The sequence below is a fragment of the Variovorax sp. M-6 genome, assembly GCF_052114385.1.
In the GTDB taxonomy this organism is placed as follows: Bacteria; Pseudomonadota; Gammaproteobacteria; order Burkholderiales; family Burkholderiaceae_C; genus Variovorax.
The window spans coordinates 73,902-87,554 of record NZ_JBFREQ010000020.1 but is presented as its reverse complement, the minus strand read 5'-3'; the positions used below and the strand labels follow the sequence as shown (position 1 = coordinate 87,554).

Sequence of the window (13,653 nt, the reverse complement as noted above, 5' to 3'; positions counted from 1 at the left end):
GATACCGATGAACCAGACATTTACCGTGACGGCGCGGCCATGCCGCCTGCGCCGCCGCCTGCTTGGCGCCGCAATGGCCGGCCTGCTCCACCTGGGGATGGCACAGGCCGAAGAGGCGCAGATCCGCATCATTGTTTCGCTCCCGGCCGGCGGCGGCGTGGACGCCATGGCGCGCTACCTTGGCCAGCAGTTGGGGCAAACCATGCAGCGCACCGTGGTGGTCGAGAACCGGCCCGGTGGCAGCGGAACCATCGCGGCCAAGGCCGTGCTCAACCCCGTTCGAGGCCAGACCACGCTGCTCGCGGGCGGCAACCAGGAAATCACGATCGCGCCCCACCTGCTGAACGACGCTGCGTACCGGCCGCTGGAGTCCCTGCGTCCCCTCGTGCAAGTCGGCACGGTCCCCTCCGTGGTGGTTGCGCGGCCCGGCCCCGAAGCCACCCAGGACCGGCTCCTGCAGGCGCTCGGCAGCAGTGCCGGCGTCGCCATCGGCACGCCCGGGCTCGGCACGCCGATGCATATCGCGCTGGAAGAGATCGCCCAGCAGTCACGGGCCAGGTTTCTCCATGTGCCCTACAAGGGCGCGCCGGACGTGCTGGCCGGCGTACTGGCCGGGTCGACCCCCTACGGCGCAGTGGGCTACCCGGCCGCTCGCAACCTGATCGAGAGCGGACGACTGGTGGCCGTCTCGGTCCTGAGCCAGACGCGGTCGAGCCTGGTCGCGGGCGTTCCCGCGGTCGCCGAGAAGATCCCCCTGGGCAACGATGTCGTGCAGGTCTGGTATGGCCTTTTTGCCGCGGCGAAGACCCCGCCGGACGAGTTGCGAAAGATCGAACAGGCACTCGCGGCCGTCATGAAGGATGAAGCCGTGCGCAAGCGGCTGCAGGAGCTGGGGATCCAGGTCACCGCGCTCTCGCCGGCCGCGTTCGGGCGCGAGCTTCAGGCGGAATCCGACTACTACCGAAAGGCCCTCGTCGCCTACAAGGTCCAATGATGCAACCTACTCAAGCCATTCTCATCGACGAGCGCGACCACGTCGCCACGGCCTTCGTGCCGCTGGCCGCTGGCAGCTCCCTGCGCATCCAGGCAGGCGACGCCTGCCACGACGTCGTGCTGCGCGAGGCCATCGCCCCGGGGCACAAGTTCGCGGTCGTCGACATCGCCAGCGGCGCCCAGGTCATGAAGTACGCCGCGTCGATCGGGCGCGCGTCGCAGGCCATCCGCGCGGGCGATCACGTGCATCTTCACAACCTTGAGAGCCTGCGCGGCAGAGGAGACAAGTCATGAGCGATTCCATTCAGGGGTTCCGTCGAGCGGACGGCAGCTTCGGTATTCGCAACCATGTCGTGGTGATCGGCGTCATGGACAACGTCAACCCCGTCGTGCGCCGCATCTGCGATGCAGTGAAGGGCACGGTGCCGATCTGCGTCGCCTATGGACGCGGCCAGTCCGGCGTCGATCTCGAACAGCACGACCGCGTGCTGCTGGGCTACGCCACCCACCCCAACGTGGCGGCGGCGCTGATCGTCGGCCTGGAGCCCGTCACGACGCAACGCTTCGTCGATGCGGTTGCGGCCACCGGGCGGCCGGTGCGCTGTGTCGACGTGCAAGGTGCGGGGGGCACCGTCAACGCGGTGTCTGCCGGCGTGCGTGCCGCAGCGGCGCTGGTGATCGGGGCCTCGGCGACGCCGCGCGAGCCGGTGCCCCTGGGCGACCTGACGATCGGCGTCGAGTGCGGGGCGTCCGACGCGACCTCGGGACTCACCGCCAATGCGACCACCGGCAAGGTTGCCGACTGGCTCGTTTCCGCGGGCGGCACGGTCATCCTGTCGGAGACCGACGAGATCGTCGGCGCCGAAGTCTCGCTCGCCGAGCGCGCAAGCAGTCCCGAGGTTGCCGCCCAGGTGCTGGCGGCGGTCGCGCGGCTCGAAGGCTTGTCGCGGTTCCAGGGGCTGCAGCTCTGGCCCCTGGGCGAGGACAACATCGCGGGTGGCCTGACGACCGTCGAGGAAAAGTCGCTCGGCGCGGTTCGCAAGGGCGGAACAACCGCCCTCCAGGAAGTCGTCGGCTACGGGCAGGCACCCAGCCGAAAGGGCCTGGTGTTCATGGACGCACCCGCGCCCGGCGTCGAGAACATCGCCGCACTCGCGGCCGGGGGCGCGCACCTCATCCTTTTCAACACCGGGGTCGGCAACCCTGTCGGGCATCCGCTGTCACCGACCGTCAAGATCACGGGGAATGCGCGAACGGCCCGCCATTTCGCGGACAACATCGACGTCGATGTCAGCGGCATCCTCGGCGGCGCCCAGACCCTCGACGACGCCGCGGTGCAGCTTCGAGCGGCCATGCTGTCGATTGCGAACGGGCGGATGACGCAAAGCGAAGTGCTGGGAGACACCGAGATCTCGATCTCGCGCATCGAGCTGGGCTATGCACGGCATCTGCGCCAACACGGGCCCGAGGTGCTTCCATGACCGCGCGTACCGTTTCCGCGGCAGCCGCGACCCATTGGGTCGCCACCCTCCTCGAAGGCGCGGGCATGGCCGGCGATGAGGCCTGCCTGGCCGCCGAAGCCATCGTTCGCACCGAACTGCGCGGCGTCCGCACGCACGGGCTGACGCGCATCGCCTCCTACCTCGAGAAGATCCGATCGGGCGAGGTCAATCCACGGCCCGATATCCGTGTCGATCGCAAGCCCGGCATCTGCACCGTGGACGCCGATGGCGCACTCGGCCAGGTGGCAGCGACGCTGGCGGTGCGAGAGGGCATGGCCATGCTGTCGTCCTCGCCCTCGGTCATCTGCCGCATCCGCAACTGCGGCCATCTCGGTGCGCTCGGTCTCTATGCGCTCCAGGCCGCCGAGAACGGCCACCTGGCCATGGTGTTCCAGCGCACGCCGCCCCTGATGGCCTTGCCCGGCTTCGCCGGCCCTGCGGTCGGCAACAATCCGATCGCGTTCGGCTGCCCCATTCCGGGCCAGGCCCCCCTGGTCTTCGATATGGCGTGCAGCGTGGCCGCGCGTGGGCACATCCTGGTGGCTGCCCGCGAAAAGCGACCGATTCCCGAGGGTTGGGCGCTCGATGCCGAGGGCCGGCCCACCACGGACGCCGACGCCGCACTCGACGGCGCACTGATGCCGATGGCCGATCACAAGGGGCTGGGCCTGGCCATGATGGCCGAATGCCTGGCGGGCGCACTGGCGGGCGGCGAACCCGAGTCCCGGCACAAGATGTCGTCCGCACCTCGCAGCGGCGCGGCGGGGGGACAAAGCACGTTGATCTGGCTCGTCAATCCGGCGCTCGCCGCGGACGACGGCTTCGGAGAGTACCTGCGCGAATGGGCGCAGGCCTTCCGGGCCCGCGCAGGCGAGTCGGGACGTCTTCCGGGTGAACGCGCGGCAGCGCTTGAACTCAGCGGTCTTGCGAAAGGGTTGACCCTCTCGGCCGAACTGGCTCGCGAGCTCGATTCGGTGGGCAGCGCAGAACGGCAGGCGCTGGTTTGGGATAGCCCTTCCTGAACGGAGGGCCCGCGCCGATCGCACTACGGCACATGCAACTCCGCCGTGGCCAGGGAGCTGAAGTCGTTGGCGCCCCCCACGAGCAGCACATTGCCGTTCGGCAACAGGGTCGCGGTGTGGAAGTAGCGAGCATCGATCATGGCGCCGGTGGCCGTCCACAGGCCGCTGGCAGGGTCGTAGAGCTCGGCCGAGGCCAGCGTGATGCCGCTGCTCGCGTAGCCGCCCGTTGCCAGGACCTTGCCATCGGACAGCACGGTCGCGGTGGCGGCGGTGCGGCCGGTGCTCATGGCGCCGGTGGCCGTCCAGGCGCCGGTGGCGGGGTGGTAGCGCTCCGCCGTAGCGAGAGAGCCACCGCCAGAGGCTCCGCCGTTTCCTCCCGCCACCAGCACCTTGCCGTCGGGCAGCAGGGTCGCGGTTTCGGTCAAGCGCGCAGCGACCATGGACCCGGTGGGCGCCCACTGGCCGATGGCCGGGTCGTAGAGCTCCGCCGCGGCGATCGGGCTGCCGCTCGTTCCTCCCGCGGCCAGCACCCGGCCATCCGTCAGCAGGGTCGCGGTGAACACGCTGCGAGCGGTGTTCATGGTGCCGGTTGCCGTCCACTGGCCGGTGGCGGGGTCGTACAACTCTGCCGTGGCGAGAAAGCTGCCGTTGGTCCCTCCTGCGACCAGCACCTTGCCATCCGGCAACAGGGTCGCCGCGTGGCCGCTGCGGGCCACGCCCATGGCGCCGGTTGACGACCACTGGCCGGTGGCGGGGTTGTAGAGCTCCGCCGAGGCGCGAAAGGCGCCGGCGAGGTCCTCTCCCCCCGCGACGAGCACCCGGCCATCCGGCAGCAGGGTCGCGGTATGGAAGAAGCGGGTGGTGCTCATGGATCCGGTCGCCGTCCACAGGCCGGTGCCAGGCTCGTACAGCACCGCCGTTGCCAGGGTGCCGATGTCGTCGTGCCCTCCGGCGACAAGCACCTTGCCAACCGTCAGCAGGGTCGCGGTGTGGTTGGTGCGCGCAGCGCCCATGGAGCCGGTCGGCACCCCTGTGCCGGGGAGCAATACCGCGATGTTGACCGTCGCGAAGACCGCGCCCGCTTCGTTGCTGCCCGTCACCGTGTAGTCGGCGGCAGCGCTGGTACCTTGCGGCGTGCCGGAGATGACGCCGGTGACGGCGTCGATGCTCAGTCCGAGGGGCAGCGCCGGCGTCACGACGAAGGCGTTGATCGGGCCGCCGGTGCTGCGCGGCAGGTTGGGCATGATGGGCCGGCCCGTGGCGTACAGGGCCTTCGGTTCCTGGTAGCTCAGCGAGGTGGGCGCCACGCGCGGCGGGGCGCGGACCTCGATCCGCAGCACGGTGCTGGTCGAGCCGGCGCTGTTGCTGGCGGTCACCGTGAAGCCCGCCGATGCAGCGAGCCGGCTGGGCGTGCCGGAGATGACGCCGGTGACGGCGTCGATCACCAGGCCGTCGGGCAGCGCGGGCTGCACCGTGAAGCTGCTGGCATCGCCGCCCTCCACGGAGGGGTGGTTCGGCGGGATGGGCTGGTCGATGGTGTAGATCGCGTCCTGGTTCTCGAAACTCAGGTTCGCAGGGGGCTCCGCCTTGGACTTGACCGCGATCAGCAGGCCGGTCGTGACAGCGCCCGCCAGGTTGCTGCCGGTGACGGCGTAGAGGGCCGGGGCGGCCACCACCTGCGGTGTGCCGCTGATGATGCCGGTCGCGGGGTCGATCTGGAGCCCGTCGGGCAATGCCGGACGGACGACATAGCGGAGGATCCGGCCGCCGCTGTTGCTCGGGGCGTTCGGCTTGATCTGACGGCCCAGCGCGTAGACGACTGCATTGCGCTCGTAGTGCAAGCCCGCGGGCGGCGAGGCTGCGCCCGGGACGAAGAAGCCACTGTCGCTGCCGCCGCATGCATTCACGCTCAGCAAGGCAAGGATGCCCAGGCCCCACGCCAAGAGGCGCAAGGCGCCTGGCCACGATGTCGCTTTCATGCCGGCTCCTTCCCTCACCAGAGGGCCTGCAGTATGTATCCCTGTCGTCCACGAGGGCAAGTGACCAGGCATGCTCACCTGGTCGGGCGCGCCTCGCGGACCGGGTTGAATTGAAGCATCGAGTGAACTTCGAGGTCCCGGCAGATTCGTCGGTCTGCGTTCAACCGCCGCCGTTGAGGGTACTCACCAGCAGCTGCCCCAATTCGGCGCGCCGCGCCGCGCCCATGCGCGGCTTGATCGCCGCAATCGATATGGCGGCGAAGGGCGCGCCCGTGGTGGGAATCACCGCGCCCACGCCGCCCACGCCCTGCGTCACGGTATCCACAAGCTCCGCGTAGCCGGTTCGGCGCGTGCGCGCGATCACCTTGCTGATCTGCGACGGGGTCAGCCCCGCGGCATCGAAGGCCGGCGCGTGCTGGGTCCGGATCCGCGCGATCTCGTCGTCCGGCGCGCCCGACAGCATCGCCAGTCCCCCCACGCCAATGCCCAGGGGGCGGATGTCGCCGACGCGGGTGCTGAAGATCTTCACCGGGAAGGCGCCGTCCTCGCGCGCGAGGCAGACGGTGTAGTCGCCCTGGCGCGCCAGCAGGAACACGGTGTCTTCGGAGATGCGCGCCAGGCGCTGCAGCACCGGCTGGTATGAGGCCAGCAGCGGCGCGCGCTTGAGCGACGCGAAGCCCAGGCGCATCGCTTCGAGACCGAGCCGATAGCGGCGCGTGGCCGCGTCGCGCTCGGCGAACTGTTCCTCGACCAGGCAGGTGAGCAGGCGGTGCGCGGTCGATCGCTCGAGCTGGGTGAGGGCGACCACTTCGTTCACCGCCAGCCCTTCCTCGTGGTGCGCGCCCAGCACCCGCAGGACCTGGAGCGAGCGGCGCATGTTCTGGGCCCCCGGGGTTTCCATAGGTTTGCTCACGATGTGGGATTTCTTTCAGTTGTTGATCGCTGGATGAGCATAACCGTCCGAGCATCGGTGCTCCCCCGTATGCAGGACCCTTCGATGACTGAACCCCTTCTCCTGATCGAGCAGATCGGCGCGGTGCGCCGCATCTGGCTCAATCGCCCGCAGGCACGCAACGCCCAGAGCCAGCAGATGCTGGACGAACTCGACGGCGCCTTCGAGTCCGCGCGCACCGATGGCGCAACCCGCGTGGTGGTGCTCGCCGCCAAGGGCGCGCATTTCTCGGCCGGTCACGACCTGAAGCAGGCGCAGGCGGAGCGTGCTGAGTTCACGGTCGAAGAACGCTGGGCCTACGAGGAACAGCGCTACTTCAACTACTGCATGCGCATCTGGGACTTCCCCAAGCCGACCGTCGCGCAGGTGCAGGGCGCCTGCGTGGCGGCGGGCTTCATGCTGGCCAACATGTGCGACCTCATGGTCGCCTCGGAAGACGCCTTCTTCTCGGACCCGGTGACGCACACCATGGGCGCGGCGGCGACGGAAGTCCTGATTCATCCCTGGGTGCTGGGCTTGCGCCAGGCGAAGGAACTGCTCTTCACCGGCGAGCGCCTGTCGGCGGCAGAGGCCAAGGCACTCGGCATGGTGAACCGGGTGGCTGCCAATGACCGCCTGGACGAAGAGACGATGGCGCTGGCCCAGCGCATTGCCAAGGCGCCGCCCTTCGCGCTGCAGATCCTGAAGAAGTCGCTCAACCGTTCGGTGGACGTGCAGGGCATGCGCCACGCACTGTCGGCGCATTTCGACGTCCACCAGCTGAGCCATGTGAGCGAGGAGTACCGGCGGACCAAGGACGCGGGCCTGGCCAACGCCATCCTCAAGGGAGCGCAGGCATGAGCATTCCCCTGCGCCACCGCCTCGGCCCGCTGCTTCAGCCGCGTTCGATCGCCATGGTCGGCGCCAGCAACCAGGCCGGCCGGATCGGCGGCATGCCGCTCGACCTGCTGCGCCACTTCGGCTATGCGGGCAAGGTGTTCCCGGTCAATCCCAAGTACCAGGAGGTCTTCGGCTACGTCTGCTATCCCGACATCGAATCCTTGCCCGAGGCACCCGACCTGGTCGTGCTGGCCATCGGCGCGGAGGATGTCACCGCCATGCTCGAGCGCTGCCACGCCAAGGGCATTCCGGCCGCCATCGTCTACGCGGCCGGCTTTGCCGAGGCGGGCGAGAGCGGGGAACTTCTGCAGCGCACGCTCGAGGACTTCGTCGAGCGCAGCGGGATGGTGGTCGCCGGGCCCAACTGCATGGGTTTCGCCAACCTGAACCTGCAGGCGCACACGGCCTTCGCCTCGGTCTTCCGGAACGTGCCGCCGCAAACGCAGCCCGGCCGGGTGAGCGTGCTCACGCAGAGCGGCAATGTCTGCTCGGCCGTGTTCGCGCTGATCAGGCGGCTCGGCGTGCCGGTCAGCCACTTCATCAACACCGGCAACGAGGCGACGCTGGAGTTTTCCGAGTACCTCGAGTTCCTGGCGCAGGACCCGGAGACCGATTGCGTGATCGGCTACGTCGAGCAGTTGCGAAACGGCCGGCGCTTCATCGACGCTGCGCTGTCCCTCGCGGCGCAGGGCAAGCCGCTGGTGATCTACAAGGCAGGCGAAACCGAGAAGGGCTCGGAGGCCGTCCGCTCGCACACCTCGGCGCTGGCCGGCGACCTGGCGCTCTACCAGGCGGGCTTCGAGCAGCTCAACGTGATCCGCGGCACCGACTTCGCGCAGATGGCCGACCTGGCCTACCTCAGCGGCTTCCGCCAGCGCGCGGGCGGCCGCCGCGTCGCCATCGTCACGATGTCGGGCGCGCTCGGCGCCATCCTGGCCGACAAGCTGATCGGCGCGGGCCTGGACGTGCCGACGCTGCCGCCCGCGCTGCAGCAGGCACTGCGCGACGGCATCCCCGACTATGGAATGGTGTCGAATCCCGTGGACGTCACCGGCAACGTGGTGAACCAGCCCGACTTCGTGCGGACCATCTTCACGGCGCTGGCGGAGAGCGACGCGATCGACACCGTGATCGTCTATGCGCCGGGCTATCTGCTCGACCGCATGGCCGACACGCTGGTCGACGTCTGCGCGCGCTTCCCGCGGCTGTTCGTCGCCATCGACACGGGTGCCGCGCAATGCCGCGCGCGGCTGGCCGAGGCCGGCGTGCCGGTGTTCGACGACCTCGGCCGCGCCACGCAGGCGCTGGCGCCGTACTGCCTCTGGCTGGCGCGCCGTCCGGCCGTGGCGCGCTGGGCCGCCTTGCGCGCCGCACCGCCGCGACACGACGCCGCCCCGGCGCTGCCCGCCCGGCTCAACGAGCACGACACGAAGGCGCTGCTCGCGCGCTACGGCGTGCCCTCGTTGCCGGAGCAAGTCTGCGCCGATGCCGACGCTGCCGTGCGGGCGGCCGAACAGATCGGCTGGCCGGTGGCCCTGAAGATCCTCAGCGCCGACATCGCACACAAGACCGAAGCCGGCGGCGTGCGCCTGGACATCGGCGATGCGGCGACGCTGCGCACCGCGTGCGCCGAGGTGCTCGCCGCCGCCCAAGCCTACGACCCGTCCGCGCGCATCGACGGCCTGCTGGTGCAGCCGATGGCGCGCGGCGGCGTGGCCGAGCTGATCGCGGGCGTCACGCACGATCCGGTCTTCGGCCCCGCGCTCACCGTCGGACTCGGCGGCGTGCTGACCGAGCTCTACCGCGACGCCAGCCACCGGCTGCTGCCGGTCGACGCGGCCATGGTCGGCGACATGCTGCGCTCGCTGAAGGCCTGGCCGCTGCTCGACGGCTTTCGCGGTCGACCCCTGGCCGACGTCGATGCCGCCTGCGCCGGCATTGCCGCGCTGTCCGATGCCGCCACGGCGCTCGGTGGGCAGGCGGAGGATGTCGAGATCAATCCGTTGCAGGTCCGCGGGCGTGGCGCCGGCGCGGTCGCGCTCGATGCGCTGGTGCTGGTTCGCCCCGCTCTTTGAAAATCACTCTCCAGGAGACCCCCCAATGAAAACGTTCTTGATGAAGACCGTGTCCGCCACGGTGCTGGCCGTTGCGGCATCGCTGCTTGCGCCGGCGGCCGCCCTGGCGCAGGCCTATCCCGAAAAACCGATCCGCATGGTGCTGCCGTTCCCGCCCGGCGGCGTGACCGACATCCTGGCGCGCGCGCTCGCCGAGAAGCTTTCGCCGCGCCTGGGCCAGCCGGTCATCGTCGACAACAAGCCCGGTGCCGGCACGGTGCTGGCGTCCGACTTCGTCGCGCGTGCGCCCGCCGACGGCTACACGCTGCTGCTGGCCGCCTCGTCGCTCGGCACGGCGCCGCTGCTCTACGACAAGGTCGGCTATGACGCCATCAAGAGCTTCGCTCCCGTGACGCAAGTCGCGTCCGTGGTGCACGTGCTCGTCGTCAACCAGGAGCTTCCGGTCAAGTCGGTGGCCGAGCTGGTGGCATACGCGAAGCAGAACCCCGGCAAGCTCAACTACGCGTCGACGGGCACGGGCACCTCCACCCATCTCGAAGGCGAGCTCTTCAAGAGCATGGCCAAGGCCTACATGGTGCACATCCCGTACAAGGGCAGCGGCCCGGCGCTGACCGATGTGGTGGGCGGCCAGGTCAGCGTCATGATCGATGCGCTCGGTTCCTCGGGGCCGTTCATCAAGTCCGGCAAGTTGCGCGCGCTGGCGGTGACGACGGCGAAGCGCTCGCAATCGATTCCCGACCTTCCGACCGTTGCCGAATCCGGCCTGCCGGGCTACGAGGCAATGCCCTGGCTGGGCCTGATGGCGCCGGCCGGCACGCCCCAGCCGGTGATCGATCGGCTCCATCGCGAGATCGTCGAAGTCCTGAAAGAGCCCGAGCTGCGCGAGCGCTTCAAGGGCTGGGGGCTGGACATCATCGGCAACACGCCCGCCGAGTTCGCGAGCTTCCTGCGTCGCGACATCGACCAGTGGGCGCGCGTGATCTCCAGCGCCAAGATCAAGGCCGACTGATGCAGCGGTGTTGCGAAGCGGAGCGCCGCGCATGAGGCTCGCGCTGACCGAAGAACAGGCGCTGATCCAATCCAGCGCGCTCGACTGGCTGGCGGGCCGATACGACTTCCGCCAACGCGAGGCCGGCGTGCATCGCGATGGCGGCTCGCCCGCGGCCTGGGCTGCGTTTGCGGAGTTGGGCTGGCTCGGCCTGCCGATTCCGGAAGAGGCCGGCGGGCTGGGCCTGGGCCCGCTCGAGGCGGGCTTGCTGATGCAGGCCTTCGGCCGGCACCTGGTGGTCGAGCCGTGGCATGCCTGCGTGCTGCAGGCCGCGCGGCTCCTGGCCCTCGCGGGCACGGCGGCACAGCAAGCCGAATGGCTGCCGTCGCTCATGGCTGGCGAGCGACGGCTGGCCCTGGCGCACGCCGAGCCCGGCGATCGGCTGCCATGGGCGCAGCGTCGAACGACTGCAGCGCGGACGTCGTCCGGCTGGCGCCTCGACGGTGCAAAGCGCCAAGCGATGGCCGCGCCCGGCGCTGCGGGCTGGATCGTCTCGGCCACCGTCGATGGCGGCACGCGGCTGTTCATGGTCGCCCCTTGCGCCGACGGCGTGCAGACGGATGCCTACGACACGAGCGCCGGTGGACGCGCTGCCGACGTCGTCTTCGCCGGCACGTCGGCGGTCCTGCTGGGCGACCGACGCGACAGCGATGCGGATGCGCTGCTGAGCCGGGTACTGGCCGAAGGCCTGGTCGCGCTCGGGTGGGAGGCCACGGGTGCCATGCAGGCGGCGCTCGCGCAGACCACCGCGCACACGCAGCAACGCAGGCAGTTCGGCCAGAGCCTGTCGCAGTTCCAGGTGGTGCAGCATCGGCTGGCGGAGATGGCGGTGCACTGCGCGGAGGCGCAAGCGGTCTGCGAGCTCGCATCGATGCGGCTTGCACTGCTGCCCGACGCCGGCCCCGAACTGGCGGCGCTGGTCAAGAACAAGGTCGGCCGCGCCGCACGCTTCGTCGCCCAGGAGGCGGTGCAGCTGCACGGCGCGATGGGCGTCTGCGAGGAGCTGCCGATCGCCGCGACCTTCCGGCTGCTGCTGGCCTTCGGGCAGCAGGGTGGGGATGCGGCGTCGCATGCGCTGCGACACGGTCGGGACCTCATGGCGAACGATGCGTTCGCCTGCAGCCAGACGCTTCACGATCGCGCGACGACGATGGAAGGACACCGCGCATGAATCTCGAACTCGAACCCGCCGACCGGGCCTTCCGCGAAGAGGTGCGCGACTTTCTCGCCGCGAACCTGACCGCTGCCCTGCGGGACGGACAGCGCGGCACCACGTCGATGTACCCGGAGCCGGAGGTCTCGACGCCGTGGCAGAAATCGCTGCAGGCGAAAGGCTGGCTCGTGCCGCTTTGGCCCAGGGAATGGGGCGGCACCGGCTGGAGCGCGCTGCAGCGCTTCATCTTCGAGACCGAATGCGCGCTGGCCGGCGCGCCGCTGGTGCATCCGATGGGCGTGCGCCTGGTGGGGCCGGTGATCCTGCGCTACGGCACCGAGGAACAGAAGCGCCGCTACCTGCCGCGCATCCTGTCGAGCGAGGACTACTGGTGCCAGGGCTTCTCGGAGCCGAATGCCGGCTCGGACCTCGCGTCGCTTTCGCTGAGTGCGCGATCGGACGGCAGCGACTATGTGCTCGACGGTACCAAGATCTGGACCAGCTACGCACACCGGGCCAACCGCATGTTCGCGCTGGTGCGCACGAGCACCGAGGGAAAGAAGCAGCAGGGCATCAGTTTCCTGCTGGTCGACATGAACTCGCCGGGCATCTCGGTGCGGCCGATCGCCACGATCGGTGGCGACCATGAGGTGAACGAGGTGCACTTCGACGGCGTCCGGGTTCCGCAGGCCGACCGCATCGGGGAGGAGAACGCGGGCTGGGATTGCGCCAAGTACCTGCTCGAGTTCGAGCGCGGCGCCGGCATCTTCAGCCCCCGGCTGCGTTCGCAGTTGAAGCGCGTGGCCGAGGCGCTGCGCGTGCCCGGCGCTGCCAACGACGAACTGCTGCGCCGATTCGGCGAGGTGGCGTCCGACGTCGACACCTTCGAGTGGCTGGAACTGCGCACCATGGGCGGCCTGGCGCCGGGCGCCAACCCCGGACCGGTGTCGTCGATCCTGAAGCTCCGGGCCAGCCGGCTCAAGCAGGCGATCGGCGAACTTGGCGTGGAAGCCCTCGGTGGTGACAGCCTGCGCTGGCGCAGCGATCCCGCCGATGGCCGCAACGCCACGGCGACGCTGGTGCCGGAGTACTGCAACAGCCGCGCCTACACCATCTTCGGCGGCGCGGCGGAGGTTCAACTGGGCCTCATTGCACGCACCGTCATGAATGCCTAGGCCCGAGCGGGAGGCACGGAGAGACGGAGATCAAGGCTGTGAAGCCATTGAAGTGCTTGCCGGCCTGGGCGAGGTCGTGCAACAAGGTGTGCCAAGGCTTGTTGCAGATCCGGCGCGCACCGGCCTGCATGGGTTGAATTGAAGCATCGCGTGACTAAACTTCGAGGTCCCCTGTTCAGCACGGAGGACACGACATGAGCACCCCGACCGAAGTCGTCCAGCAGGCCTACGCCGCTTTCGGACGCCGCGACATCCCGGGAATTCTGGCCACGCTCACCGACGATGTGGACTGGCGCTTCCACGCCAGCCCCAGCACCGGTATCCCGTACGGGGGCAAGTACACCGGCAAGAAAGCTGTGGAAGGCTGGTTCGCCACCCTGGCCCAGAACGACGACATCCAGCAGTTCGAACCGCGCGAATTTCTCGAAGGGCCGGATCACGTGACGGTGCTCGGCTGGGAGCGCGGGAGGCCGCTTCCCAACGGGACCGTGTTCGACAGCGAGTGGGTCCACGTGTTCACGCTGAAGGGGGGCAAGATCAGCCGCTGGATCGGCACCGCGGACACGGCCGCCCGGCAGGCGGCCGTGAAGTAGCCGTCGCCGGCGAGCCACCTGGAAGTGAAAGCCATCGAGCGCCCGCAATGACCATCCCAAGCCCGACTCCGACCCTCGACGGCGGCTTTCAGCCGCTCCTCGATTGGCAGGCGGCATGGATCGAGAGCCTGCTGCAGGCACAGAGCCTCCAGCTCCGGATCCTGAGCGCCTCTCAGCAGCCCCTCGCCGCAGTCAACCAGGAACTGTGGGACCTGTGGGTGGCCCACTTCGGGGGCGGCGTGCCGCTGGACGGCTAGGATTGCTTACACATTTTTCATGACA

The 13,653-nt window shown here is 69.5% G+C and carries 13 protein-coding genes; 11 read left to right on the top strand and 2 right to left on the bottom strand.

All coding sequences use genetic code 11. The features are described 5' to 3' along the window. The first annotated feature begins 7 nt into the window (after window positions 1-7). From AB4Z46_RS21595 to AB4Z46_RS21580, 4 genes are read left to right on the top strand one after another with little or no spacing between them, the layout of a single operon-like run. Window positions 8-994: a Bug family tripartite tricarboxylate transporter substrate binding protein gene (locus AB4Z46_RS21595; RefSeq protein ID WP_442285585.1), complete on the top strand. Its 987-nt coding sequence runs from the start codon at window positions 8-10 to the stop codon at window positions 992-994. Further along, window positions 994-1,287 carry a UxaA family hydrolase gene (locus AB4Z46_RS21590; protein WP_442285584.1) on the top strand — a complete coding sequence of 98 codons (294 nt, stop codon included), beginning with the start codon at window positions 994-996 and terminating at the stop codon, window positions 1,285-1,287. The genes AB4Z46_RS21595 and AB4Z46_RS21590 overlap by 1 nt, the downstream gene beginning before the upstream one ends. Next, entirely contained in the window at window positions 1,284-2,474 is a 1,191-nt protein-coding gene (locus AB4Z46_RS21585) for a UxaA family hydrolase (RefSeq protein ID WP_442285583.1), read from the top strand. The genes AB4Z46_RS21590 and AB4Z46_RS21585 overlap by 4 nt, the downstream gene beginning before the upstream one ends. Beyond that, a complete protein-coding gene (locus tag AB4Z46_RS21580) occupies window positions 2,471-3,517 on the top strand; it encodes an Ldh family oxidoreductase (RefSeq protein WP_442285582.1) in 1,047 nt (348 codons plus the stop codon). Before AB4Z46_RS21585 ends, AB4Z46_RS21580 begins: the two co-directional genes overlap by 4 nt. A 23-nt stretch (window positions 3,518-3,540) precedes the next feature. On the opposite strand, the gene AB4Z46_RS21575 is transcribed toward AB4Z46_RS21580, so the two are convergent. Further along, window positions 3,541-5,496, bottom strand: coding sequence for a kelch repeat-containing protein (locus AB4Z46_RS21575; RefSeq protein WP_442285581.1), 1,956 nt, complete (start codon window positions 5,494-5,496; stop codon window positions 3,541-3,543). A gap of 160 nt (window positions 5,497-5,656) precedes the next feature. Beyond that, window positions 5,657-6,409, bottom strand: a complete 753-nt coding sequence (locus tag AB4Z46_RS21570; protein ID WP_442285580.1) for an IclR family transcriptional regulator — start codon at window positions 6,407-6,409, stop codon at window positions 5,657-5,659. Window positions 6,410-6,493: 84 nt separating this feature from the next. Here AB4Z46_RS21570 and AB4Z46_RS21565 point away from each other — a divergent pair, with 84 nt between their 5' ends. The 7 genes from AB4Z46_RS21565 to AB4Z46_RS21535 all read left to right on the top strand — a co-directional run bounded on the left by AB4Z46_RS21565 (window position 6,494) and on the right by AB4Z46_RS21535 (window position 13,628). Further along, the gene (locus AB4Z46_RS21565) at window positions 6,494-7,288 is read left to right on the top strand and encodes an enoyl-CoA hydratase (protein WP_442285579.1); all 795 of its coding nucleotides are present in this window, start codon (window positions 6,494-6,496) and stop codon (window positions 7,286-7,288) included. Further along, a complete protein-coding gene (locus AB4Z46_RS21560; protein WP_442285578.1) occupies window positions 7,285-9,402 on the top strand; it encodes an acetate--CoA ligase family protein in 2,118 nt (705 codons plus the stop codon). The genes AB4Z46_RS21565 and AB4Z46_RS21560 overlap by 4 nt, the downstream gene beginning before the upstream one ends. Window positions 9,403-9,427: 25 nt before the next feature. Further along, window positions 9,428-10,411: a tripartite tricarboxylate transporter substrate binding protein gene (locus AB4Z46_RS21555; protein ID WP_442285577.1), complete on the top strand. Its 984-nt coding sequence runs from the start codon at window positions 9,428-9,430 to the stop codon at window positions 10,409-10,411. Between the two features lie 31 nt (window positions 10,412-10,442). Next, complete coding sequence (locus AB4Z46_RS21550) at window positions 10,443-11,621, top strand: acyl-CoA dehydrogenase family protein (protein WP_442285576.1); 1,179 nt, start codon at window positions 10,443-10,445, stop codon at window positions 11,619-11,621. After that, the gene (locus AB4Z46_RS21545) at window positions 11,618-12,778 is read left to right on the top strand and encodes an acyl-CoA dehydrogenase family protein (protein ID WP_442285575.1); all 1,161 of its coding nucleotides are present in this window, start codon (window positions 11,618-11,620) and stop codon (window positions 12,776-12,778) included. The genes AB4Z46_RS21550 and AB4Z46_RS21545 overlap by 4 nt, the downstream gene beginning before the upstream one ends. A 194-nt stretch (window positions 12,779-12,972) precedes the next feature. Further along, window positions 12,973-13,371 carry a nuclear transport factor 2 family protein gene (locus tag AB4Z46_RS21540; protein WP_442285574.1) on the top strand — a complete coding sequence of 133 codons (399 nt, stop codon included), beginning with the start codon at window positions 12,973-12,975 and terminating at the stop codon, window positions 13,369-13,371. 47 nt (window positions 13,372-13,418) lie between these two features. Beyond that, window positions 13,419-13,628, top strand: a complete 210-nt coding sequence (locus AB4Z46_RS21535; RefSeq protein ID WP_442285573.1) for a hypothetical protein — start codon at window positions 13,419-13,421, stop codon at window positions 13,626-13,628. Window positions 13,629-13,653 lie beyond the last annotated feature (25 nt).